Annotated in this window: 22 protein-coding genes; 17 read left to right on the plus strand and 5 right to left on the minus strand. The window is 60.9% G+C overall.

From position 1 onward, the window contains the following. The first annotated feature begins 2 nt into the window (after window positions 1-2). From GJT30_07940 to GJT30_07960, 5 genes are all read left to right on the plus strand, one after another. Window positions 3-4,190, plus strand: a complete 4,188-nt coding sequence (locus tag GJT30_07940; protein MSM39536.1) for a PAS domain S-box protein — start codon at window positions 3-5, stop codon at window positions 4,188-4,190. Continuing rightward, on the plus strand, window positions 4,187-5,098 hold the full coding sequence (locus tag GJT30_07945; GenBank protein MSM39537.1) for a diguanylate cyclase: 912 nt from the start codon (window positions 4,187-4,189) through the stop codon (window positions 5,096-5,098). The genes GJT30_07940 and GJT30_07945 overlap by 4 nt, the downstream gene beginning before the upstream one ends. A gap of 6 nt (window positions 5,099-5,104) precedes the next feature. Then, on the plus strand, window positions 5,105-7,069 hold the full coding sequence (locus GJT30_07950; protein MSM39538.1) for a hypothetical protein: 1,965 nt from the start codon (window positions 5,105-5,107) through the stop codon (window positions 7,067-7,069). Window positions 7,070-7,128: 59 nt separating this feature from the next. After that, window positions 7,129-9,555, plus strand: a complete 2,427-nt coding sequence (locus GJT30_07955; GenBank protein ID MSM39539.1) for a PAS domain-containing protein — start codon at window positions 7,129-7,131, stop codon at window positions 9,553-9,555. 305 nt (window positions 9,556-9,860) lie between these two features. After that, window positions 9,861-10,598, plus strand: a complete 738-nt coding sequence (locus tag GJT30_07960) for a glycine zipper family protein (GenBank protein MSM39540.1) — start codon at window positions 9,861-9,863, stop codon at window positions 10,596-10,598. 229 nt (window positions 10,599-10,827) lie between these two features. On the opposite strand, the gene GJT30_07965 is transcribed toward GJT30_07960, so the two are convergent. The 3 genes from GJT30_07965 to GJT30_07975 form a co-directional block, all read right to left on the minus strand. Beyond that, window positions 10,828-12,192, minus strand: coding sequence for an MATE family efflux transporter (locus tag GJT30_07965; protein ID MSM39541.1), 1,365 nt, complete (start codon window positions 12,190-12,192; stop codon window positions 10,828-10,830). Window positions 12,193-12,256: 64 nt separating this feature from the next. Then, window positions 12,257-12,346: a hypothetical protein gene (locus GJT30_07970; GenBank protein MSM39542.1), complete on the minus strand. Its 90-nt coding sequence runs from the start codon at window positions 12,344-12,346 to the stop codon at window positions 12,257-12,259. Window positions 12,347-12,409: 63 nt separating this feature from the next. Further along, window positions 12,410-12,520: a hypothetical protein gene (locus GJT30_07975; GenBank protein ID MSM39543.1), complete on the minus strand. Its 111-nt coding sequence runs from the start codon at window positions 12,518-12,520 to the stop codon at window positions 12,410-12,412. A gap of 301 nt (window positions 12,521-12,821) precedes the next feature. Between GJT30_07975 and GJT30_07980 the strand changes: the two genes are divergently transcribed. The 11 genes from GJT30_07980 to GJT30_08030 all read left to right on the plus strand — a co-directional run bounded on the left by GJT30_07980 (window position 12,822) and on the right by GJT30_08030 (window position 19,618). Next, window positions 12,822-13,694 (plus strand): 4-hydroxy-tetrahydrodipicolinate synthase, encoded by an 873-nt coding sequence (locus GJT30_07980; GenBank protein ID MSM39544.1) that lies wholly within the window; start codon window positions 12,822-12,824, stop codon window positions 13,692-13,694. A 12-nt stretch (window positions 13,695-13,706) separates the two neighbouring features. Next, window positions 13,707-14,117, plus strand: a complete 411-nt coding sequence (locus GJT30_07985; GenBank protein MSM39545.1) for a hypothetical protein — start codon at window positions 13,707-13,709, stop codon at window positions 14,115-14,117. Between the two features lie 21 nt (window positions 14,118-14,138). Further along, complete coding sequence (dapB, locus tag GJT30_07990) at window positions 14,139-14,939, plus strand: 4-hydroxy-tetrahydrodipicolinate reductase (GenBank protein ID MSM39546.1); 801 nt, start codon at window positions 14,139-14,141, stop codon at window positions 14,937-14,939. 197 nt (window positions 14,940-15,136) lie between these two features. Then, window positions 15,137-16,369 (plus strand): LL-diaminopimelate aminotransferase, encoded by a 1,233-nt coding sequence (locus GJT30_07995; protein ID MSM39547.1) that lies wholly within the window; start codon window positions 15,137-15,139, stop codon window positions 16,367-16,369. A 66-nt stretch (window positions 16,370-16,435) separates the two neighbouring features. Beyond that, window positions 16,436-17,251: a hypothetical protein gene (locus tag GJT30_08000; GenBank protein ID MSM39548.1), complete on the plus strand. Its 816-nt coding sequence runs from the start codon at window positions 16,436-16,438 to the stop codon at window positions 17,249-17,251. Between the two features lie 166 nt (window positions 17,252-17,417). Beyond that, window positions 17,418-17,699 (plus strand): type II toxin-antitoxin system prevent-host-death family antitoxin, encoded by a 282-nt coding sequence (locus GJT30_08005; GenBank protein MSM39549.1) that lies wholly within the window; start codon window positions 17,418-17,420, stop codon window positions 17,697-17,699. Then, entirely contained in the window at window positions 17,696-18,118 is a 423-nt protein-coding gene (locus tag GJT30_08010; protein MSM39550.1) for a PIN domain-containing protein, read from the plus strand. Before GJT30_08005 ends, GJT30_08010 begins: the two co-directional genes overlap by 4 nt. Window positions 18,119-18,166: 48 nt before the next feature. Then, window positions 18,167-18,340, plus strand: a complete 174-nt coding sequence (locus GJT30_08015) for a hypothetical protein (GenBank protein ID MSM39551.1) — start codon at window positions 18,167-18,169, stop codon at window positions 18,338-18,340. 142 nt (window positions 18,341-18,482) lie between these two features. Further along, a complete protein-coding gene (locus GJT30_08020) occupies window positions 18,483-18,752 on the plus strand; it encodes a prevent-host-death protein (GenBank protein MSM39552.1) in 270 nt (89 codons plus the stop codon). Window positions 18,753-18,754: 2 nt separating this feature from the next. Further along, complete coding sequence (locus tag GJT30_08025; GenBank protein MSM39553.1) at window positions 18,755-19,030, plus strand: type II toxin-antitoxin system mRNA interferase toxin, RelE/StbE family; 276 nt, start codon at window positions 18,755-18,757, stop codon at window positions 19,028-19,030. A gap of 147 nt (window positions 19,031-19,177) precedes the next feature. Further along, window positions 19,178-19,618: a VOC family protein gene (locus GJT30_08030; protein MSM39554.1), complete on the plus strand. Its 441-nt coding sequence runs from the start codon at window positions 19,178-19,180 to the stop codon at window positions 19,616-19,618. Between the two features lie 83 nt (window positions 19,619-19,701). On the opposite strand, the gene GJT30_08035 is transcribed toward GJT30_08030, so the two are convergent. Beyond that, entirely contained in the window at window positions 19,702-20,187 is a 486-nt protein-coding gene (locus tag GJT30_08035; GenBank protein ID MSM39555.1) for a VOC family protein, read from the minus strand. Window positions 20,188-20,551: 364 nt separating this feature from the next. Here GJT30_08035 and GJT30_08040 point away from each other — a divergent pair, with 364 nt between their 5' ends. Next, complete coding sequence (locus GJT30_08040) at window positions 20,552-21,211, plus strand: flavodoxin family protein (GenBank protein MSM39556.1); 660 nt, start codon at window positions 20,552-20,554, stop codon at window positions 21,209-21,211. 72 nt (window positions 21,212-21,283) lie between these two features. On the opposite strand, the gene GJT30_08045 is transcribed toward GJT30_08040, so the two are convergent. Continuing rightward, on the minus strand, window positions 21,284-21,505 hold the full coding sequence (locus GJT30_08045) for a hypothetical protein (protein MSM39557.1): 222 nt from the start codon (window positions 21,503-21,505) through the stop codon (window positions 21,284-21,286). Window positions 21,506-21,530: the final 25 nt, after the last annotated feature.

The following is a 21,530-nucleotide window of genomic DNA, read 5'->3' on the forward strand; positions in this document are numbered from 1 at the left end:
ATATGAAAATCCGCTCCAAACTGATCATCATAGCCCTAGTGCCGTTCATCATCCTCTTCTGTTCCTCCGTGGCCCAGTATCGGGTCTCCCGCGAGGTGGACCGGCTGAATGCCCGCGCCATCCGTGCAGATGAAATCTCAAAACTCTTTGCCGACCTCACCATACTGACCCAGGAACATTACATCTCCTACGAGATGCGCGCCCATGAGCAGTGGGAGTCAACCTACAAGGCCATTGGGGAAAAGCTCGTCGCCAATTTCGTCACATTCACCGCTCCCGAAGAGCGGCAGGCCATCAATGAGATTGCCCACCACTACAAGACCATCGGCTATCTCTTCTCCCAGTACGGGCCCCATACCCAGGACGGGCCGCCGCGGGGCAGGGATGCGACCTGGGACCACTTTGCCGAACGTCTGACCAATCGACTGCTGCAAGAACTGCAGACCGTAAGCCCGCTCTTGGAGAGGTTGCACGAATCCAATCACGAGCTGGCGCAGATCCGGAAACAGCAGCAGGACCGACTGCAACTGTTCTTCCTGCTGGTGATCTGCCTCAGCGTCCCCGGCATTTCCTGGCTCGTCTACCAGGCATTTGCCGAGCCGGTCAGGCGGCTGCGCGCCGGGATCGAGATCATGGCCGCCGGCGACCTGGAACACCGGATAGGCCTTGTCTCCCAGGACGAGATCGGCGAACTTGCCGTTGCCTTCGACCGGATGGCTGATCAGCGCAAAGCAGCCGACGAGACCATCCGGCGGATGAACGAGAACCTTGAGCGGTTGGTGCAGGAGCGGACCGAGGAACTGCAGGCATCCCAGGAGAAATTCTCCCGGATCTTCTATGTCAGCCCCCTGATCATGGCCATCACCGACCTGCGGACCGGCAAGATCCTGGAGGCCAACGACGCCTTCTTCCAGAACCTCGGCTTCACTCCGGAGGAGACTCTCAACCGGACCACCCTGGAAATCGGCTTCTGGCACGATGCCGCCCAGCGAGCGCACGTCGTAGATCTGGTACAGGCTGGCGGCGAGTGCCGCAACGTAGAGATCGACTTCAGGACCAAGGACGGCAAGAGCCGCAAGGGGTTCATCTCTTCCAGGGGGGTCAGGCTGGGCAACCGGGACTGCCTGATCAGCGTCGTTACGGACATGACGGAACGGCGGTTCCTCGAGGATACGCTCCGCCAGAGCGAAGAGCGGTACCGGAGCCTCTTCACCAACAATCATGCCGCCATGCTTCTCATCGATCCCGAGACCGGGATGATCGTCGACGCCAACCCGTCTGCTGCGGCATATTATGGCTACAGCGTGGAAGAGCTGACCCGGCTGGCGATTGCGGACATCAACACCCTTACCCGGGAAGAGGTGCAGAACGAGTTGCGCCTGGCAAGGGATGAAGGTCGCAATCATTTCTTCTTCAGGCACCGGCTTGCCACGGGCGAGATCAGGGATGTAGAGGTATTCAGCGGGCCGATCCGCATCGGTGAACGCCCGCTGCTCTATTCGATCATCCACGACATCACCGAGCGGAAGCGGATCGAATCGGCATTGCGCGAGTCGGAGGCGCGCTATCGCACCCTGTTCAACAGCGCCAGCGACGGCATCATCATCCTTGACATGGAGGGGCAGATCCTGGACGCCAACAGCGTGTTCTGCGATCGCCTCGGCTATCAGCGGGAAGAGGTCATCGGCCGGACTCCGACGATGATCGATACACCCAGTCAAGCCACGCAGGTGGCCCAGCGGATGGAGACCCTGCGATGCCACGGCGAGACACTCTTTGAATCGGCCCATGTCAGCAAGGATGGTGTTGTCCACCCGGTTGAGGTGAGCGCCTGTTGCTGCGAATTCGGGGGGAAACCGGCAATTGTCGCCATTGTCCGCGATATCAGCGAGCGGAAGAGGACCGAAGAGGAGCATGCGCGGGCCAGGGAGGCGGCGGAGGCAGCGAGCAGGGCCAAAAGCGAGTTCCTGGCCAACATGAGCCACGAGATCCGCACCCCGATGAATGCCATCATCGGCCTGGGGCACCTGGCCCTGCAGACGGACCTGACTCCCAAGCAGCGCGATTATCTGTCGAAGATGCATTCCTCGGCCCTGTCGCTGTTGGGGATCATCAACGACATCCTCGATTTCTCCAAGATAGAGGCGGGCAAGCTGGAGATGGAGACGGTCGATTTCGAGCTGCCGGTTCTGTTCGAAAACCTCGCCGACCTGGTGACAGTCTGGACTGCGGACAAGGAGGTCGAGATCCTCTACGACATCGCACCGTCGGTTCCGGAGTTTTTGCAGGGTGATCCGCTGCGGCTTTCCCAGGTGCTGACCAACCTGCTCAACAATGCCGTCAAGTTCACCGAGCAGGGAGAAGTGGTGGTTTCGGTGACCGTCGAGCAGATGGATGAGATCGCCGAGACGGTGCGGCTCCGCTTTGCCATCAGGGACAGCGGCATCGGCATGAGCGAAGAGCAGATCGGCCAGCTCTTCCAGCCCTTTACCCAGGCTGACAGCTCCACGACCCGCAAATACGGCGGCACCGGTCTGGGGCTCTCCATCTGCAGGCGGCTGGTCGACCTGATGGATGGCGACATCTGGGCGGAAAGCGAGCCGGGCAAGGGGAGTTGTTTTACGTTTACCGCCCTGTTCCAGTTGGGCCGGCGCCGTGCGACGAGGCAGGAGCTGCCGGCCGATCTCGCCGGGATGCGGGTGCTGGTGGTTGACGACAATCCCGTGTCTCGTGCCATGCTGCACGACATGCTGGAGTCGCTGCAGCTCAGTCCGTCTACCGCGGCTTCCGGCGGGGAGGCGATCGCGGAGCTGGAGCGGGCTGCAGGGGAGGATGCCGAACCGTACCGGCTGGTGCTCATGGACTGGCGGATGCCAGATATGGACGGCCTGGAAACGGTGGCCCGGGTAAGGGAGCATGGCGGCCCGGCATCCATGCCGGTCATCGTCATGGTTTCGGCATACAGCAGCGAGGAGACCCGGCAGCAGGCGAGAGACCTCTCCATCGACGGGTTCCTTGCCAAGCCCTTTCCGCCCCGTCGTCTTTGCCAGACCATCAGGGATGCGTTGGGGCGCGACGGGCAACAGTTGCAGAAGCGTCGCCAAGAGAGGGTGGCGGACCACGAGAGCCTGGCAGACCTGCAGGGAGCACGGGTCCTCGTCGCCGAAGACCATCCCATAAACCAGCTCTTTATCCGGGAGGTGCTGAAGAACGCCGGGATTGCGGTCGTCACAGTCGCCAACGGCAGGGAGGCCGTGACTGCCGTGGAGCAGGCAGAGACACCCTTTGACATCATCCTCATGGACCTGCAGATGCCGGAGATGGACGGCTACGAAGCGACCAGGCAGATCAGGGAGCAGTTGGAGATGGCCGAGCTCCCCATTATCGCCATGACCGCCCATGTCATGGATGACGAGCGGGAGCGTTGTCTGGCCATGGGGATGAACGGTCACCTCGGGAAGCCGATCAATGTGATGGAGCTCTATGCAACTCTGCTCCGGTACGTCAAGCTGCGCAGTCACGCCTTGCCGTCCCAGTCTCTGCCGGTTGCGGGTAAAGCGTTGGTGACCGACTTCCCCAACCTGCCGGGGATCAATGTGCCCGACGGCCTGGAGCGGTTGGATCAGAACGCTGGGCTGTTCAGGCAGCTGATCATTGAATTCATCGAAGGGAAGCGGGGGGTCCCGGAGAAGCTGCATTTGGCCGTCGCTGCTGCAGAGTGGGATATGGCCGTGCAGTTGGCGCATGGTGTGAAGGGGATTGCCGGGAACCTCGCCGCCGAGCGACTGTATGCCGTTGCCGCAGAACTGGAGCAGGCCTGCGAGCATCGTGATGCAGCAGGCGCACAGCCGTTGCTGGCGGAATTCGAGAGCAGTTTTGACGAGGTCGCGGCGGCAGCCGCGCTGCTGGCGGGGGGCGACAAAGGGGCGCTACGTGCGGGCAAGGTAGTGAAGCCGCCCAGCGAGTCCCTTGCCTCTGTCGTCAATGAACTGGGGCATCTGCTGCAGATCCATGACCTGCATGCAGGTGTGCCGTTCGAGCGGTTGCAGTCCCATCCCGTCGCACGGCGTTATCGGCGTCAGCTCGACGCCATGGCGGAACAGATCAACAAGCTCAATTTCAAGGCGGCCCTGAGGCTGCTTGGCGAACTAGCAGCCGATCTTGACATTACCTTCGAGGAGCAGCCATGACCTTTACGGATCAGCAGAAGATCCTCATCGTCGATGATGCCATCATCAATATCCAGGTGCTCAACGAGCTCCTCAAGGGCGAATACCGAGTCTTCTTCGCCACCAGGGGAAGCGAGGCCCTGGATATTGCGACTACGGCGCTGCCCGATCTCATCATGCTCGACATCATGATGCCGGACATGGATGGTTACGACATCTGCCGGAAGCTGAAGGCCGATCCGCTGCTGAAGGAGATACCGGTCATCTTCATCACCGCCATGTCCCAGGAGCAGGACGAGGTGCTGGGACTGGAACTCGGGGCGGTGGATTACATCACGAAGCCTTTCAACCTCTCCCTGGTCAGGCTGCGGGTGCGCAACCAGCTCGAACTGAAACGCCAGCGGGATATCCTGGAACGCCTCTCGCTCATGGACGGCCTGACCGGGCTGCCCAATCGGCGCGCCTTTGACGAATGTTTCGACCGCGAATGGCGGCGGGCGTGGCGCAAAGGGTGGGATCTTTCCCTGATCATGCTTGACATCGATTATTTCAAGGCATACAACGACACCTACGGCCATATTGCCGGCGATGACTGCCTGAAGCGGATCGGCTCTGCCCTTGCCGCTACTCTGGGGCGGGGGGGGGACTTCATCGCCCGTTACGGCGGCGAGGAATTCATCTGTGTCCTGCCCAATACCGACACTGCCGGCGCAACGGCCATGGGAGAGAAGCTGCGCACCATGGTCGAAGAGCTGCAGATACCGCACCAGACGTCGTCGATCTCTCCTTCGGTGACCATCAGCCTCGGAGTAGCGCACGTGACCCCCGACAAGGGGGTGACGCCGGAGTCGCTCGTCGAGCAGGCCGACGCCATGCTCTACCGTGCAAAGCGGGACGGCCGCAACCGGGTGGCGTCACTTCCGGGATAATCAACCATGCCCCATCGTCTGCACCTGGAACAATTCGGGCCGGTCCATGCCCTTCCCGTGCTCCATTACCGGCTGGAGTTCGCCCACTTGGTCCGCCAGGCAGTGGACCGGGTGCGCCCCGACTGCATCGCCATCGAGCTGCCGTCGACCCTCGAAGGCCCCTTTCTCCGCGGGGTGCAGCGACTGCCTCAGATCTCGGTCCTCTGGTATGACATCCCCCATACCAGGAAAACGGAAACGGTCTACCTGCTCATCGAACCGGCCGACCCCCTGATCGAGGCGGCCCGGCTGGCCTTGGAGCGGGAGATCCCGCTCAAACTCATCGACCTGGACCTGGACCACTACCCGCAGCACCTGGACTTCCTCCCCGACAGCTATGCGGTGCAGCGGATCGGCCTTGCACCCTACTACCTGCACTACTGCTGCGCATCGGCCGGAGCGTCCGGCTCCGAACCGAACAGCCGGAGGGAGCTGGGGATGGCCTGGCGGCTGCAGCAGCTGGCTGCCAGCCATGAACGTATCCTCTTCATTTGCGGCATGGCCCATCTGGAACGGGTGCGGCAGCTCTTCGACAGGCCGGGGGCGGAGCCGCTGACCCGCATCCGCCGCGAGGGGGTACACCTGGCCAACCTCCATCCCGATTCGTGCCGCGAGATCCTCGGCGAATTCTCCTTTGTCTCTGCGATCCATGAAATGCGGCGCGGTCCGCTCCCGCCGGAGCCGGCCGATACGGCGCATGCGCTACGCAAACGTTACAACGCCCTGGAGCTGATAGCAGGGGGGAAGCAGGAGGTCCCGGAAGAAACGGTGCTGCGCCAGGCGATTGAGAGGAGCGCGCGACATGTGGGGGGCGCGGGAGAGATGCCGGATCGTCAGCGGATTCACTACCGACTCTTTCAGGAGGCTGCCCGCCACTACCGGCATGAAACCGGCGAACAGCTCCATCTCTGGCAGAAAAGGGCCTTTTTCCGCTTTACCCGCAATTATGCCGCCCTGTCGGGGCAGCTCCTCCCCGACCTGTTCCAGTTGCTGGCTGCTGCCCGCGGCTGCGTCGACGATAATTTTGCCTATGCCTTCTGCCGTTTGGCCACCTTCTACCCCTGGCAGAGCGAGGATGCAGAGATTCCGACGATCAGGCTCTCTCCCGAGGATATCGCCGGCAACAGCCGGACGATCCGTTTCCGCCCGCGCCAGGCGCGGCCTGGCAAGGGGCTCTCCCCACTGCAGTTTCTTAAGCGCCGCCGGGAAAAGCGGCCCGGTGAATGGCTGGAGGGTTTCGACGATCCGTCGCTCTGCTCCTACCCTCCCGAGGATATCGCCATCGAGGATTATGGCCGCTTTCTCAAGAAGAAGGGGGCAAAACAGCTCTCCGAGGAGCAGTATCGGGTGGAGCCGTTTACGGCATCGCTTCTGGACGGCATCGACATGCGCGAAACCCTGCGCAACCTCCATGAGGGGCGGATCTATGTCAGGGAGCAGCAGCGGGTCGCCGGTGGCGTCGGCGGGATCGTGGTGGTTTTCGACGAAGACCGCGGAGGGGAGCGCTTCCCCTACCGGATGACCTGGCTCGGCGAACATGACCAGGAATCTGACATGGCCTTCTATGCCACCCAGCCCATCGATAATGTCGTCGGCCCCGGCATCTGCCGCTGCGAATATGGGGGGTTCGTCCTCTCCTATCCCCCCCGGCGGATGTACGACATCTGGCACGACCCCGATTACTCCTTTGCCAGGGGGAAGCACGAAGTGCTGCTCCTGGCGGCGCTGGACTACACCCGGGAAACGCACGTGGTCTATGCGGCCCCCCGGCCGCCGCGGAGCATGTTCCGGCAGCTCGCCGCCCGGTTGGGGAAAAAGATCGTCTACATCCCCCTCGGCTCGCTTTCTCCCGTAAAACTGAAAAAGCTGCGGGTGTTGCACATTCTTTCAGGCCGGGATAAGCGAGAGATTGCTAATGAATATATTTGGTGATACATAGAGTGGGGAATTACGTTGCGGTGATCTGACCCGGGGAGTGTGTACCGTCCGACATGGAAGACATCCTGATCATTCTCAACGAGTTCGGTGGCGGTATTGGAGGGGCGCCCGGCAATGTGGCGGTCCGGTTTCTCCTGCCGACGGTTTTCTGGTCGGTGCTGCTCCTCGTCGGGGGGCGCGAATGGTTCAGGAAGCGCAACGATCGCGATCTGTTCATCTGCTGCGCCGCTATCCTCGGCGGCTACCGCGAACTGCTGATGTTCGTTGCCGAGTTCGGCAGCTGGCGCGGCCATCTCTCCTTTCTCAACATCTATCCCTTTTATCCTCCCCTTGAGCATGCCGCCAACCTGGTAGCAGGGCTTTTCATCGGCTATGCCTTCCTCAGCGGCCTCACGGAGCGGCGTCATGTTGCCGGCCTGTTCGTCGGCGCCGCGATCATGAGCACCACCGTGCTCTACCTGGTCACTGCCCTCACCTGGCCACCCTTTCTGGAGAGTCACCCCGGAGTCTCCTTCGGCAGCTTCTGGGGAGACTACGCCTTCCGCAGTGCCGGCTCCATCTTCCTCGGGACGATGCTCGTCTTCTTTTTCCGGGCCAATTTCGCCAGCGACCGGGTGCCGCGGGCAGCCGTGGCCGGGATCACGTTCTTCTTTCTGGACGAGGCGCTGATGCTCTGGAGCCTGGCCACCGGCGAGCGCTACCTGGAGCTGATCGCGCCGGTCCGGCACAACCTCCACATCTGGGCGATCCCACTCTTCCTGCTCGCCTACCGGTCCGAGGTCAACCGGCAGCTCACCGCCGAGATACTGCAGCGAGATCTGGCCGAGCAGGGGATCAGGCAGCGGGAACGGTATCTGAAGGGGCTGGCCGAGATGAACCGCCTCCTCTTGGCCCATGCCGGATTCCGGCAGATCTACGAGGGGATTCTCCGCATCCTAGGGGAGATCTCCGGTGCCAGCCGGGTCTATCTCTTCGAGAACCATAACGACGGGGACCGTTTCCTGACCAGCCAGCGCGGAGAGTGGTGCGCCCAGGGCGTCAGCTCGCAGATCGACAATCCTCACCTGCAGAATATGGACTTTGACCGTTCGGCCCTTTCCCGTTGGCTCTCCATCCTGGAGCAGGGAGAGTACATAACCGGCAACGTGGAGTCACTGCCGCCGGAAGAGCGGGAACTGCACGAATCGCAGCAGATCCGCAGCATCCTGGTATTGCCGATCATGGTGAGCGGTCGTCTGTTCGGTTTTCTCGGGTTCGACCAATGCGACCGGGAACGGCAGTGGCAGGAGTTCGAGATCAATCTCCTGCAGTCCGCCATGCTCACCCTCAGCCAGCACATCGAACAGCAGCAGGCCATGGAGGAGGTTGCCCAGCAGCGCCTCCAGCTCCGGACCTTCCTGGACAACCTGCCGGGGTATGCTTTTCTCAAGGACACCGAGGGGCGGTACCTGCTGGCGAACCGCGACTTCTGCCGCGAACTCGGCCACCCCGAAGGGGCCATCATCGGCCGGACCGACGACGACCTCTTCCCGCCGGAGATTGCGGAGCGGTATCGCAGCGACGACCGCGCCGTCCTCTCCACCGGCCGGGAGTTTGCCATAGAAGAGATCCCCGGCCAGGAGGCGGAGGGTCGGAAGGTCCTTTCGACGCGCAAGGTGCCGCTACGCGACCAGTACGGCATGATTGTCGGCATTGTCGGCCTCTGCATCGACATTACCGATCGCAAGAAGGCGGAACAGGAGATCCAGTCGCTCAACGCCGAACTGGAGGAGCGGGTGCAGCAGCGGACCGAGGAGCTGCAGCAGGCGAACGAAGAGCTGGAGGCGTTCTGCTATACCGTTTCCCACGATCTGCGCGGGCCGCTCACTGGCATCCGCGGTTTCAGCCAGCTGCTGCTGGACGAGTTGACCGATTCGATGGAGGATGCGCGCGACTATGTCATGCGGCTCCTGGACATCACCGACCGGACTCTGCAACTGATCGACGACCTGCTCGCACTCTCCCGCGCCTCCCGGTCGGAGCTGCGGAGAGGGACTGTCGACCTCACCGGCATGGCCCAGACCATTGCCGCCGAACTGCAGCTGGAGAGCCCGGATCGCCGCGTCACCTTCCATATCCAGGACGACGTCAGCGGCTACGGCGACGAGAGCCTGTTGCGGGTCGTTCTGACGAATCTTATAAATAATGCTTGGAAATACACCTCCAAGAAGCCCGCGGCCGAGATCCGCTTCTGCACCCTGAGGCTCAAGGGAGAAATGGTCTACTGTGTGCGGGATAACGGTGCCGGCTTCAAGATGTCCTATGTGGACCGGCTGTTCCAGGCGTTCTGCCGGCTCCATACCGCCCACGAGTTCCCTGGCACCGGTGTCGGCCTGGCCACGGTGCGCCGGATCATCCAGCGTCACCGCGGCCGCGTCTGGGCCGAAGGGGAGGAGGAACTCGGGGCGAGCTTCTATTTCACCCTGCCGCACAGCAGTTGATGGAGCGGTGCCGCTCTGGCGCCGGCGATTGCAGGATCGTTCGATCTTCGCTACAATACAGGTAGTTTCCATCCGGAAACTCCAGATGTGAAACTACTGGTTTCCGGATCGGAAAGGAGGGATTTTTAGTCTTGGCAAGGAAATCAAGGGATTGCGCGGAGGCATACATCGGTACGCCGCACAAGGAATCCCGCGGATTGACGCCGCCAGGGCGGAAAAGAACCCTTTCCGGACGGAAACTAGGTAACGGACCGCCCACGGGTCGGCCGCGATCACACTATGAAACGCCATAGTAGGAGGCAACCATGCGCAGCAAAATTCTGGCAAGTATCATCCTCTCGGTTTTCCTCATCTCCATCTCCGGGTGCAGTACCTACAAGACCCAGTATGCCGGCTTCCGGCCGCCGGAGTCATATCTCAACAACCAGGTGATCGACGGGCTCTCCATCGGCGGCGAGGCATTCGCCAACCAGGAAGCGGCCGAAGACGCCTTCGGCTTCGACATCAAGGGTGCCGGAGTCCTGCCGGTCCAGCTGGTGATGAACAACAACAGCGGCAGTGGGGTGGAGATCGTCGGCAACCAGAGTTTCCTGGTGGACGACCAAGGGAAGTACTGGAACCTCATCCCGACCAACGTTGCCATTGAGCGGCTCGAATCGTCGACCCAACTTGCGGCCTTCTTCGGCCAGGGTGCCGGCAAGGGTGCCTTGCTCGGCGCAGCTGCCGGTTCGATCATCGGCGCGGCCCTGGGGATCGTCTCCGGGTCCAATGTGGGTTCGGCCCTCGGCAAGGGTGCAGCGCTCGGTGCTGCCGGCGGTGCTGTGATCGGCGGTGTCAAGGAAGGGACGTCCTCCGACCGCGAGTACCGGATTACCGACGACCTGCGGTCGAAGAGCCTGGAAGGGAAGGAGATTCCCAATGCCCACCTGGCCAGCGGCTTTCTCTTCTTCCCCGGCGAGGCGAATTCGGCCAAGGAGCTGCGCCTGCAGCTCAGGGAGCGGGATACGGGCAAGATCAGCCAAGTGGTGCTCAGGTTCAAGTAATCCGGGCAAAACGGTAATCGGTGAAGGACGAAAAAAGGGGCGAACAGCCCCTTTTTTCGTTGGGGGGTAAGTGCCGGCGGCGATCAGGTTGTTCAAAAACAGTCAGATCGTCGCACCCGCAGAAAGCCCCGCGCAAGGCGTAGCAGCGCTACGCCGCACAAGGGGCTTTCGAGGACGGCGGCGAGATGGCTGCTTTTAGCTACGCTGAAACTTCGTTTTCAACAACCTGTTACAGAACAACGCTGTGGAGGTCCCGTTGCTGGTACCGCCACCAGAAGGCGACGGAGCGGAAGAGCCAATCGATGAGGAAGACCCCCCAGACCATGTAGAGCGAAAGGTGCAGGACTTCGGCGGCCAGAAAAGAGAGAAAGACCCTGATCCCCCACATGGAGACCAGCGTCACCAGGAAGACGTAGTGGGTGTCGCCGGTGCCGCGCAGGCTGCCGGCATAGACGAAGGAGATCGCCAGCGGCACCTGGGCGAAGGCCACCAGCCTGAGGAAGATGCACCCCTTCTCGATGACCGCGGGATCGTGGGTGAAGAGGCCGATGAGGAAGTGAGGGAAAAAGAAAAAGAGGAGTGCCATCACTGTCATCACCAGCACGGCCAGCCGGAGCGCCTCGCGGTGGCTGATCTTTGCCCGCTTGTATTTTCGCGCTCCCAGGGCCTGCCCCATCAGGGTTGCCGCGGCGATCCCCATGCCGGCACCCGGCATGAACGAGAGCGACTCGATGGAGAGACCGATCTGGTGCGCCGCGTAGGCTGCGGTGCCGTAGCCGATGATGAACTTGGAGTAGAAGAGCTGGCCCGACTGCTGGGCTACCCGCTCCAGGGCCACCGGGTAGCCGACCCGCCAGATCCTGCGGAACAGCTCGCCGTCGGGACGGCCGAACTTCAGGTGTTTGCGGCGCCAGGCCTGGATGAGCAGGTAGGCGAAACCGCAGAACTCGGAGAAGTTGATGGCATAGGCGGCGCCGATCACCTCCAGGCGCGGCAGGCCGAACTTACCGTAGATGAGGGGCCAGGCGAGACAGACATGGAGGATGTTGACCAGGATGATCGCCTCCATGGGGGTGCGGGTGTCCCCCCTGCCGTGCATGATGGCGGAGAGGACATTGAGGCCGGCGGTGAAGCCGAAATAAAGGAAGACCAGGCGGATGTAGCCGTCGGCAAAGCCGATCACCTCGTCCCTGGCACCCAGGAAGCGGGCCAGGTCGGTGCCGAACAGCCAGCCGAGCAGCGAGGCGGCCACGACCATGACAGCGCAGGCGATGACGGCGACAAAGGCGGCGCGGCGGGCCTCCTGATGGTGGCCGCCCCCCCAGAGGTGGGCGATCACCACGGTAGTGCCGGTGGCAAGCCCCCAGAAGACCGTCATGGTGACGAAGATCAACAGCTGGCCGAGACCGGTGGCAGCGATGGCCGCCGCCCCCAGCCCCCCCACCAGGAAGATGTCGACGATGGAAACCAGCCGCTGGAACAGGGAGGAGAGGAGGACCGGCAGCGACAGGTTGACGACGTTGCGCCGGATGGAGACCCGGCGTTGCCGGGCGTCTGTCTGCTGCCGTCGGGATGTGTAGGGTGGTCTGGACATGGGGGGCAGAAAGCCCGTGGCCTGCGGGACAGCTGCCGGCTACCGGCAACCTTCCGCATGTCTGCTACGAGCCGATCTTCAACTCCAGTTCTTCGAACATGCTCAGGGCAAAATTCTTGGCCCTGCCCGACGGCGCGATGATGCCGTAGGCCATGGCCTCCTTCAGTTCCGCTTCGGTGGCTCCCGCTTCCTTCGCGACCGCGAAGTGCTTCTTCAATCAGGTGGGGCAGCCGACCGCCACGGCGCAGCCGACCCGGATCAGTTCACGGGTCCTGGTGTCGAGGACCTCTTCGTACTCGTAGTCGAGGATCTTTTTCCGTATCCGCATCACTCTCCTCCACTTTCCGCGGAGACCTGTCTCCGCTCCCTGGAAACGCGCCGAAATCCTTTACTTTTCCTCATGATTGTGATACATAAAGCCACTTTTACCGTATCAAACCGGCTTTGGCAATCTTTTCTCGCGATAATTTCCAGCCGGAGGTCGTTACAAGAATCATTTCGGGATTCCTCGTGCGGCGTAGCGCTGTTTATGCCCTATGCATCCGCGTCATCCCTCGACAGCCTTGCCAGAACGAAAAATTGCCGGTTTCAGAGTTATATTGTCAACTCCAACAGAGGAGGAAAAGGATATGTTCAAAGGAAGCATCGTTGCCATTGTAACGCCGTTCACCAACGGCCAGGTCGATTACGAAAAGCTGCGCGAACTGGTGGAGTTCCAGATCGCAGGGGGCACCGACGCCATCGTGCCGTGCGGCACCACCGGCGAGTCCTCGACCCTCGACTACGACGAACACATGCAGGTGATCAAGACCGTCATCGAGCAGGTCGGAAAGCGGGTCCCGGTCATTGCCGGTACCGGCTCCAATTCCACCGCAGAGGCGATCGAGCTGTCGCAGAAGGCCAAGGAAGCGGGCGCCGACGGCGTGCTGCTGGTCACCCCCTACTACAACAAGCCGACCCAGGAAGGGCTGGTGCGCCACTACACGGCCATTGCCGATGCAGTGGCCATCCCGCAGATCCTCTACAACGTACCGGGTCGCACCGGCGTCAACCTGCTCCCCGACACCGTTGCCCGCCTGGCGCCGCACAAGAACATCGTTGCCATCAAAGAGGCCACCGGTTCGCTGCAGCAGGCTTCGGAGATCCTGGCGCTGTGCGGTGACAGCATCGACGTCCTCTCCGGTGACGACTTCATCACCTTCCCGATGATGGCCTGCGGCGCCAAAGGGGTCATCTCGGTGCTGGCCAACATCATGCCCAAGACCGTGGGGGACCTGACCGATGCCTTCTTTGCCGGCGACCTGGCCACGGCCCGCAAGCTGCACCTGGAGACGCTGAAGATCGGCAACGCCATGTTCATCGAGTCGAACCCGATCCCGGTGAAGACCGCCCTGGGGCTGATGGGCAAGTGCTCCGACGAGCTCCGCCTGCCGCTCTGCCCCATGGGTGCTGCAAACAAGGAGAAGCTGGCGGCCATCATGAAGGAGTACAAGCTGATCTGACAGGAGGTTCGCATGAGACGCCCATTGGTTGCGCTGTTTGCCGTCGTTGCGATGGGGGCCTGTCCCGCCGCATTCGGCGCCGATCTCAATGCTGACACCCAGAACATCCTCGGTACCTACGAGGGCCAGCTGGAAATCTACACCGGCAAGAAGCTGAAGCAATTTGGCTATGCGGTGACCATTTACAACGTCGACGCGGAAAAGAAGGAGATTTCGCTCAAGACCCGCTGTGACGACTGTGAGATAAAAGAGACCAACCTCCGTGGCTGCACGGTGACGGAGCAGTCGCCGAACCTGAAGTTCGCCTGCAAGGGTGAGGCGGCGAGCATCGAGTACGAACTGGCCGACGGCGTCCTGAAGGGTAACGGCACCAACGCAAAAGGCAGGTCGTACACCGTTTCCGTGAAACGGGCGGTAAAATAGCAGATCAATCAGGAGAAGCGCATGGTTAAGATAGCCGTCTGCGGCGCTGCCGGCCGCATGGGTCAACGCATCATCGTCGCCGCCACCGAGGCGGGCTGCACCGTTTCCGGCGCCTTGGAGCGTCCGGGTCATCCCCAGGTCGGCCAGGACGCCGGGCTGATCGCCGGCTGCGGCGCCCTGGGCGTCGCCATCAGCGACGACCTCAACGCCGTGGTCGCCGGCTGCGACGTGCTCATCGACTTCACCACCCCCAAGGTCTCGCTGAAGAACCTTGAGGTCTGCGGCCTGAAGAAGAAGTCGATCGTCATCGGCTCCACTGGCTTCACCCCGGAGGAGCGTCTTCTCGCCGCCGAGCTGGCAAAGGATATCCCGGCTGTGCTCGCCCCCAACATGAGCGTCGGGGTCAACGTCTGCTTCAAGGTCTTAAAGGATGTGGCGAAGACCCTGGGTGACGACTTCGACGTGGAGATCGTCGAGCTGCACCACAACAAGAAAAAAGACTCACCGTCAGGAACTGCCGTGCGCATGGGTGAGGTCGTGGCCGAGGCGCTGGGGCGGGACTACAACAAGGTGGCCAACTACCACCGCGAGGGGATCTGCGGCGAGCGGACCAAGGAAGAGATCGGCATGCAGACCGTGCGCGGTGGCGACATCGTCGGCGAGCACACGGTCTACTTCATCGGCCAGGGGGAGCGGATCGAGATCTCCCACCGGGCCATGACCCGCGACATGTTCTCCCGCGGGAGCGTACGGGCGGCCCAGTGGGTGGTGGGGAAAGAGCCGGGGCTGTACGACATGCAGGACGTGCTTGGCCTAAAATAGGAATGCCGCTTTTGGGCAATTTCGGCGTTGCCTTTGTCATCGCTTGTGCGACGTGGCGCTGCCACGTCTCCGCGCTCTTCCTCGGGCGCCTTGAACTTGCCGCAAAATCGACATCCCCGAGGTTTAAACGATAACACCTGAATTGCCGCTCCGTGCGGCATTTCCTTTATACAAATGAAAATGGAGGTTTTCTCGTAATGGCAAAGATCAATGACAACTACCTCAAACTGAAGGCCGGCTACCTCTTCCCCGAGATCGGCCGCCGCGTGCGGGAGTTCGCCGCTGCCAACCCGGATGCCAAGGTGATCCGCCTCGGCATCGGCGACGTCACCCGCCCGCTCGCCCCGGCAGTGCTCAAGGCGTTCCACCAGGCAGTGGACGACCTGGCCACCACTGACCAGTTCGCCGGCTACGGCCCGGAGCAGGGGTATGACTGGCTGATCAACGCCATCATCGAGAAGTCCTACAAGCCGCTCGGTGTCAGCTTAAAGACCGAGGAGATGTTCATCTCCGACGGCTCCAAGTGCGACTGCGCCAACATCCTCGACATCTTCGCGCTGGACAATGTCGTTGCCATCGGCGACCCGGTCTACCCGGTCTATAACGACACCAACGTCATGATCGGTCGGACCGGCGAGGCCGACGACAAGGGGTACTACAAGGGTATCGTCTACATGCCCTGCAACGAGGCGAACAACTTCATCCCCTCGCTCCCCACGGAGAAGGTGGACATCATCTACCTCTGCTTCCCCAACAACCCGACCGGCACCGTCGCCACCAAGGCCGAGCTGAAGAAGTGGGTCGACTACGCCAATGCCAACGACGCCGTCATCTTCTTCGACGCCGCCTATGAAGCGTTCATCACCAACCCGGATATCCCGCACTCCATCTACGAGGTTGAAGGGGCGAAGAAGTGCGCCATCGAGTTCCGCTCCTTCAGTAAGACCGCCGGCTTCACCGGCGTGCGCTGCGGTCTGGTCGTGGTGCCGGAAGAGGTGATGGGTACGACCTCCACGGGCGAGAAATACAGCTTCAACAAGCTCTGGCTCCGCCGCACCACCACCAAGTTCAACGGCGCCTCCTACCCGGTCCAGCGTGCTGCCGCCGCCGTCTACAGCGACGAGGGGTGGGCTCAGACCAAAGAGATCATCGACTACTACATGGAGAACGCCCGCATCATCCGCGAGGGCCTGAAAGCCGCCGGGGTCACCTGCTACGGCGGGGTGGACGCCCCCTACATCTGGCTCAAGACGCCCGGCGGCATGAGCTCCTGGGACTTCTTCGACAAGCTGCTGAACGAGTGCAATGTGGTCGGCACCCCCGGCTCCGGCTTCGGCCCCAGCGGCGAAGGGTTCTTCAGGCTCTCGGCCTTCGGCCATCGCGAGAATGTGATCGAGGCGGTGGAGCGCATAAAAAGGAATTTAAAGTAGCCTGATAAATGAAAAGGGCGCCCGTTGCGGCGCCCTTTGATTTTTTCGGGACCTGGGGGGAATGCCATGAAAAGCGCCATTGCAGAGGCCATCAACCTCGGGATCGAGCCGGTCGCCCTGGTCTTCACCGACGAGAATCCGGCAGGTGCGGTCCAGTTCGAGCCGGGAAAGTGGGGGTGTGTCTTGAGCATGTTCGGCGCCGCAGCCACCAAGGGGCGGACCGTCGTGTTCGACCGCGAGACCTACGGCTGCTTCGGTGGCGGCCTCGGGCTCGGCTTCGGCAATGCCTACGAAAAGTTCCCCGGCGGGGTGGAGGGGTTTTGCCGCTTCCTGGCCGACGGCAATGAGGCCACGGAGCAGGGGCGCCGCATCGGCGAGGGGATGAAGGCGGCCGGTGCGCGGCCTGAATTCGTGCACCACTTCCTCCACGGCGAGCGCTACAAGAAGAGCCCGGAACTGGTCCAGGCGTTCGTGGACGCCCTGCCGATCACCGAGATCCCCACCCGCTACGCCGCCTTTCTCCCTCTCTCCGCCATCGATCCGGCCGCCCGGCAACCGGAGTCGGTCACCCTTCTCGTCACCCCCGACCAGTTGTCGGCCCTGACGGTCTTTGCCAACTACGACCGTCCCGGTCTCGAAAACGTGGCCATCCCCTATGCCGCCGGCTGCCAGGTCGTCGGCATCCTCGGCTACCGGGAGGCCCGCTCGCCGAACCCCCGCTGCCTGGTGGGGCTGACGGACCTCTCGGCACGGCAGTACCTGCGGGCGCAGGTGGGAAAGGACGTGCTGAGTTTCACCATCCCCTTCCAACGATTCCTGGAGATGGAGGTGAACATCGCGGGGAGTTTCCTGGAGCAGGAGCCGTGGGTGTCGCTGAAGTAGGCGAGCGTTCCGGTAGAGAGGATCATAAGAGTCTCACGTAAACAGGAATTGAAAGAGTGCCTGCTGCGGCGCCTTTTCTGCTTACGGCAGAATTTCTCATTGCATCGAAAGGCGATCGTGCTATTCTTGTCTGGCTAGACTGTCTAGCTGAGTTGCGGAGGATACCATGAAAGCCAACAAAAAGTATCGCGCCCCCCTTGATCGGGAATGGCAGCTGCAAGAAGCGAAAAACCGGTTGAGCCAGGTGGTTGACCAGGCGCTGCGCGAAGGTCCCCAGACCATCACCCTGCGGGGCAAGCCGGCGGCCGTCGTCGTCTCTTTCGAGGAATTCCGCGCCATGACTGCACCGCGCACCGGCTTGACGCAGTTTTTCCGCCAATCTCCATTGGGTGATGTTGAACTCAATCTCAGCAGAAGTAGCGACCTCGCCCGCGAGGTGGAATTGTGAAGTACCTGCTGGATACCTGCCTTATCTCAGAATTGGTAAAAAAGGAGCCAAACCCGGCGGTGATGAGATGGCTTGATGAACAGGATGAGCAGAAGCTGTTTCTGAGTGTCCTGAACGTGGGAGAGCTGCAGAAAGGGATCAGCAAGCTAGCCGATGGGCCAAAGAAGGACGAACTTCAGGCATGGGTAACTCTCGATCTCGTCGAGCGGTTTGTCGGGCGGATTCTGGATATCGATCTTGATACGGCGCTTTGCTGGGGTGGACTCCAAGGGGCGGCCGAACAGGCGGGTGACAAGCTACCGGTCATGGATTCGCTCATTGCCGCCACTGCTGTGGCCCATGGGCTGGTTGTGGTGACGCGCAATGTGAAGGATATGGAACGGTGCGGGGCCAGGGTGTGTAACCCGTGGGGGAGTTAAGTAAACTGTCCCCACAATCCCCAGGCACACAATGACGGTCCCCAGACCATAACCTTGCGGGGCAAGCCTGCGGTTGTCGTTGTTTCTTATGGTGAATACCGGAAGTTGGCCTTGCCGCGGACCAGTTTGTCGCAATTTTTCCGACAATCGCCTCTGTGCGGCATAGAGATAGATTTTGGCCGCGATACCGATCAAGGTGAGATGTGGCGGCAGGGTGTGTAACCCGTGGGGGAGTTAAGTAAACTGTCCCCGGAATTCGTCCCTAAGTAAACTGTCCCCGGAATTCGTCCCTAAATTTCTTGCCGCCTGTCACCACCTGTGGCATATTATTAGTACTTAAATCAGTACTTGATGAGGTGCCAGCATGAACACCATCCCCGCCCAGGAACTGAAGCGGCGCGGCATTGCCGCGGTGGATGACCTGATCGCCGCGGGCGACGTGCACGTCATCCGCAACAACCGTCCCGAGTATGTGGTTCTTTCCGAGGCACGCTATGCCGAGCTGGTGGCTGATGCCGAAGAGGCCTACCTGGCTCGGGTGAAGGCGTCGCTGGAGGACGTGAAGGCGGGCCGGGTGCGGAAGTTTGCCTCTGCCGACGAGCTGTTACAGGCGCTCGACCTTGACGGAGAGTAAGCGTGTTCAGTGTAACCGCCTCTGAACAGTTCCTCCGCCAGGCACGGAAGTTCTTCAAAAAACATCCTGACCTGAAGCCCCGCTTTGCAACGGTTTTCGCGTCTCTTGCGGAGGACCCGTTTCAACCGGGCCTCGGGTTGCATCCGCTTTCCGGCAAGCTATCCGGCTGCCATGCTGTCAGGTTGACCTATTCATACCGCATAACGCTGACCCTGCTGATTACCGAGAAGGAGATCGTGCTGCTCGATATCGGCAGCCATGACGAGGTGTACCGGTAGGTTGGAATCCGGGGGGGACAAAATCCTCAATGGAAAGGCGGCCAATCGGACGTATTTCCAGCTTCTCAGCTTGCAATTCTCCTCGACTATTCCACACTACACACCATGGACACGTACGCGCACCCTCAGCAGATCCGGAGATCACCAATGAAATTCAAAATGGATCATATTGTCATCAACACGGTGGACATCGAAGCAATGCTTCACTTTTACACAAACATTCTTGAACTGCCCGGCGAACGGATAGATGAGTTTCATGACCATCAGGTTCCATTCCCGTCTGTCCGCATAACAGCCGATTCGATCATCGATCTGTTCCCCAAGAGGTTATGGGAAAACGGCAATCCAGTGAACGTGTGCCGTCCGAATCTCAACCATTTTTGCCTCTCTACCGGCAAGGCTGAGTGGGAATTGCTCCGGAAACGGCTTGCAGACAATGGCATAGCGATCGATGATGGCCCGGTGAAACGCTGGGGTGCACATGGGACGGGAATATCGATCTATTTTCGCGATCCCGAACAGAATGTCATAGAAGTGCGTTATTATGAAACTGACGACGTGGACAAGCCGTGCATGCTCAATTCATAGCGGCGCACCTGCGGGTTAATTCGGGGAACGGTAAGAGAGGCGGCCAATCGGCCGCCTTAAGTTTGTAGACCATTTCCACACATTCAACCGCGTCGCGCCGCTTCTATGGCTGCGATGTCGATCTTTTTCATCTGCATCATCGCATCGAACGCCCGCTTGGCGGCGGCGGGATCGGGATCGCTTATGGCTTCCATCAGAGCGATCGGCGTAATCTGCCACGATAATCCCCATTTGTCCTTACACCAGCCGCACTCACCCTCCTCGCCACCATTGCCGACAATGGCGTTCCAGTAACGATCCGTTTCGGCCTGGTCTACGGTTGCAACCTGAAACGAGAATGCCCAGTTGTGCGTGACCTCGGGGCCGCCATTAAGCCCGACGCAGGGAATCCCCATGACGGTAAACTCGACCGTCAGCACGTTTCCTTCATTTCCGGACGGATAGTCACCCGGTGCGCGGAGTATCGCGCCCACGGTTGAATCGGGAAAGGTTGCGGCATAAAACCGCGCCGCCTCTTCTGCGTCGCGGTCGTACCAAAGGCAAATAGTGTTCTTTGCGTGCGTTGCCATGTCACGTCTCCTTCATGATGCGCCGCTTTGATAAAGGTGTCGGTGGAGAGCGGTCAGTGTACCGAGCCCGTAACGATTTCTCTGTCATCTCCATTTTATGCCCTTTGGTGAATATATGCATATAAAGTTTCCCGTGAGTGGGCGGCGGGGTCTGGTGAAGGAATACAGGGGCACCTTGCCTATTCCTGCTTGACGACGCAGCCCTGCGGGAGTAATTTCTCTCCATAATTCAAAAAGCCGCATAATCCCCCCCGGAAGACCCCACCATGCTACCCGGCGCGGCACAGCGCGGCAGTAACCCGAATAACGACAGCCAACTCGGCCGGCAGCTTCGTGTCCGGCAACAGTTCACGGGAGGTAGACGATGCAGGTCATCGGCATCAACGGCAGTCCCCGCAAACAATGGAACACGGCAACTCTGGTGGCAAAGGCCCTGGAGGGGGCCGCATCGCAAGGGGCTGAGACGGAACTCGTCCACCTGTACGACCTGGACTTCAAGGGGTGCACGAGCTGTTTCGCCTGCAAGACCAGGGGAGGGAAGAGCTATGGCCGCTGCGCCATGAAGGACGGTCTGACGCCGCTGCTGGACAAGATCGCCACGGCCGACGCCCTGGTCATCGGCTCGCCGATCTATTTCGGCTCGGTCACCGGCGAAACACGCAGCTTCATCGAACGGCTGCTGTTCCCCTATCTGACCTACACCGTGCCCTATGGCACCCTGTTTCCGAAGAAGCTTGCCATGGCCTTCATCTACACCATGAACGTCACCGAAGAGCGGAGCCGGGAGTTCAGCTACGAGTACTTCGTCAAATCGAACGAACGCTATGCTCAACTGCTGCTCGGGACCGTCGAGTCACTCTGTGCTTTCGATACCTGCCAGGTAGACGACTATGCGAAAGTGGTGATCGAGAGCTTCGATCCGGTACACAAGGCAAAGCGGCGGGCCGAGGCGCTGCCGCTGGACTGCCAACGGGCCTTCGATCTGGGGAGACGGCTGGCCGGGGCAGAAACCGCCGCGGCGTAGAAGAAATTACGGGGATACCATGCCTAATTCAAAAGGCGGCCGATTGGCCGCCTTTTTTGTTCGGGCTACGCGTCATTCTCTGTTGAATGCCCGGTCGATGGTGTTCGTTATGCCACGTGCTGCCGACCGCAATTCGTGACAGCTGTCGCGTTTCACCGCTGAATCAAGGCATGCCTTATAGTTGGCAGGAATCTGTCCTTCCCTGACTACCAGATCAACATCCTTGCCTTTCGTGATATGCAGTGAACCGCCAGAGTAGTCGACCTTGAAATCGTCCTTATAGTCGCATCTCATATCGTCTCACCTCTTTTCATACCCT

This window comes from Geobacter sp., assembly GCA_009684525.1.
GTDB lineage: Bacteria > Desulfobacterota > Desulfuromonadia > Geobacterales > DSM-12255 > Geoanaerobacter.

Bases quoted from the DNA above. Each gene is read 5' to 3' on its own strand.
- GJT30_08045 (MSM39557.1), bottom strand. From the start codon at position 21,505: ATGAGATGCGACTATAAGGACGATTTCAAGGTCGACTACTCTGGCGGT.
- GJT30_08020 (MSM39552.1), top strand. From the start codon at position 18,483: ATGAACACCATCCCCGCCCAGGAACTGAAGCGGCGCGGCATTGCCGCG.
- GJT30_07980 (MSM39544.1), top strand. From the start codon at position 12,822: ATGTTCAAAGGAAGCATCGTTGCCATTGTAACGCCGTTCACCAACGGC.
- GJT30_07950 (MSM39538.1), top strand. From the start codon at position 5,105: ATGCCCCATCGTCTGCACCTGGAACAATTCGGGCCGGTCCATGCCCTT.
- GJT30_07995 (MSM39547.1), top strand. From the start codon at position 15,137: ATGGCAAAGATCAATGACAACTACCTCAAACTGAAGGCCGGCTACCTC.
- GJT30_08040 (MSM39556.1), top strand. From the start codon at position 20,552: ATGCAGGTCATCGGCATCAACGGCAGTCCCCGCAAACAATGGAACACG.
- GJT30_07940 (MSM39536.1), top strand. From the start codon at position 3: ATGAAAATCCGCTCCAAACTGATCATCATAGCCCTAGTGCCGTTCATC.
- GJT30_07960 (MSM39540.1), top strand. From the start codon at position 9,861: ATGCGCAGCAAAATTCTGGCAAGTATCATCCTCTCGGTTTTCCTCATC.
- GJT30_07975 (MSM39543.1), bottom strand. From the start codon at position 12,520: ATGCGGATACGGAAAAAGATCCTCGACTACGAGTACGAAGAGGTCCTC.
- GJT30_07970 (MSM39542.1), bottom strand. From the start codon at position 12,346: ATGGCCTACGGCATCATCGCGCCGTCGGGCAGGGCCAAGAATTTTGCC.
- GJT30_08035 (MSM39555.1), bottom strand. From the start codon at position 20,187: ATGGCAACGCACGCAAAGAACACTATTTGCCTTTGGTACGACCGCGAC.
- GJT30_07955 (MSM39539.1), top strand. From the start codon at position 7,129: ATGGAAGACATCCTGATCATTCTCAACGAGTTCGGTGGCGGTATTGGA.
- GJT30_07985 (MSM39545.1), top strand. From the start codon at position 13,707: ATGAGACGCCCATTGGTTGCGCTGTTTGCCGTCGTTGCGATGGGGGCC.
- GJT30_08030 (MSM39554.1), top strand. From the start codon at position 19,178: ATGAAATTCAAAATGGATCATATTGTCATCAACACGGTGGACATCGAA.
- dapB (MSM39546.1), top strand. From the start codon at position 14,139: ATGGTTAAGATAGCCGTCTGCGGCGCTGCCGGCCGCATGGGTCAACGC.
- GJT30_07965 (MSM39541.1), bottom strand. From the start codon at position 12,192: ATGTCCAGACCACCCTACACATCCCGACGGCAGCAGACAGACGCCCGG.
- GJT30_08005 (MSM39549.1), top strand. From the start codon at position 17,418: ATGAAAGCCAACAAAAAGTATCGCGCCCCCCTTGATCGGGAATGGCAG.
- GJT30_08000 (MSM39548.1), top strand. From the start codon at position 16,436: ATGAAAAGCGCCATTGCAGAGGCCATCAACCTCGGGATCGAGCCGGTC.
- GJT30_07945 (MSM39537.1), top strand. From the start codon at position 4,187: ATGACCTTTACGGATCAGCAGAAGATCCTCATCGTCGATGATGCCATC.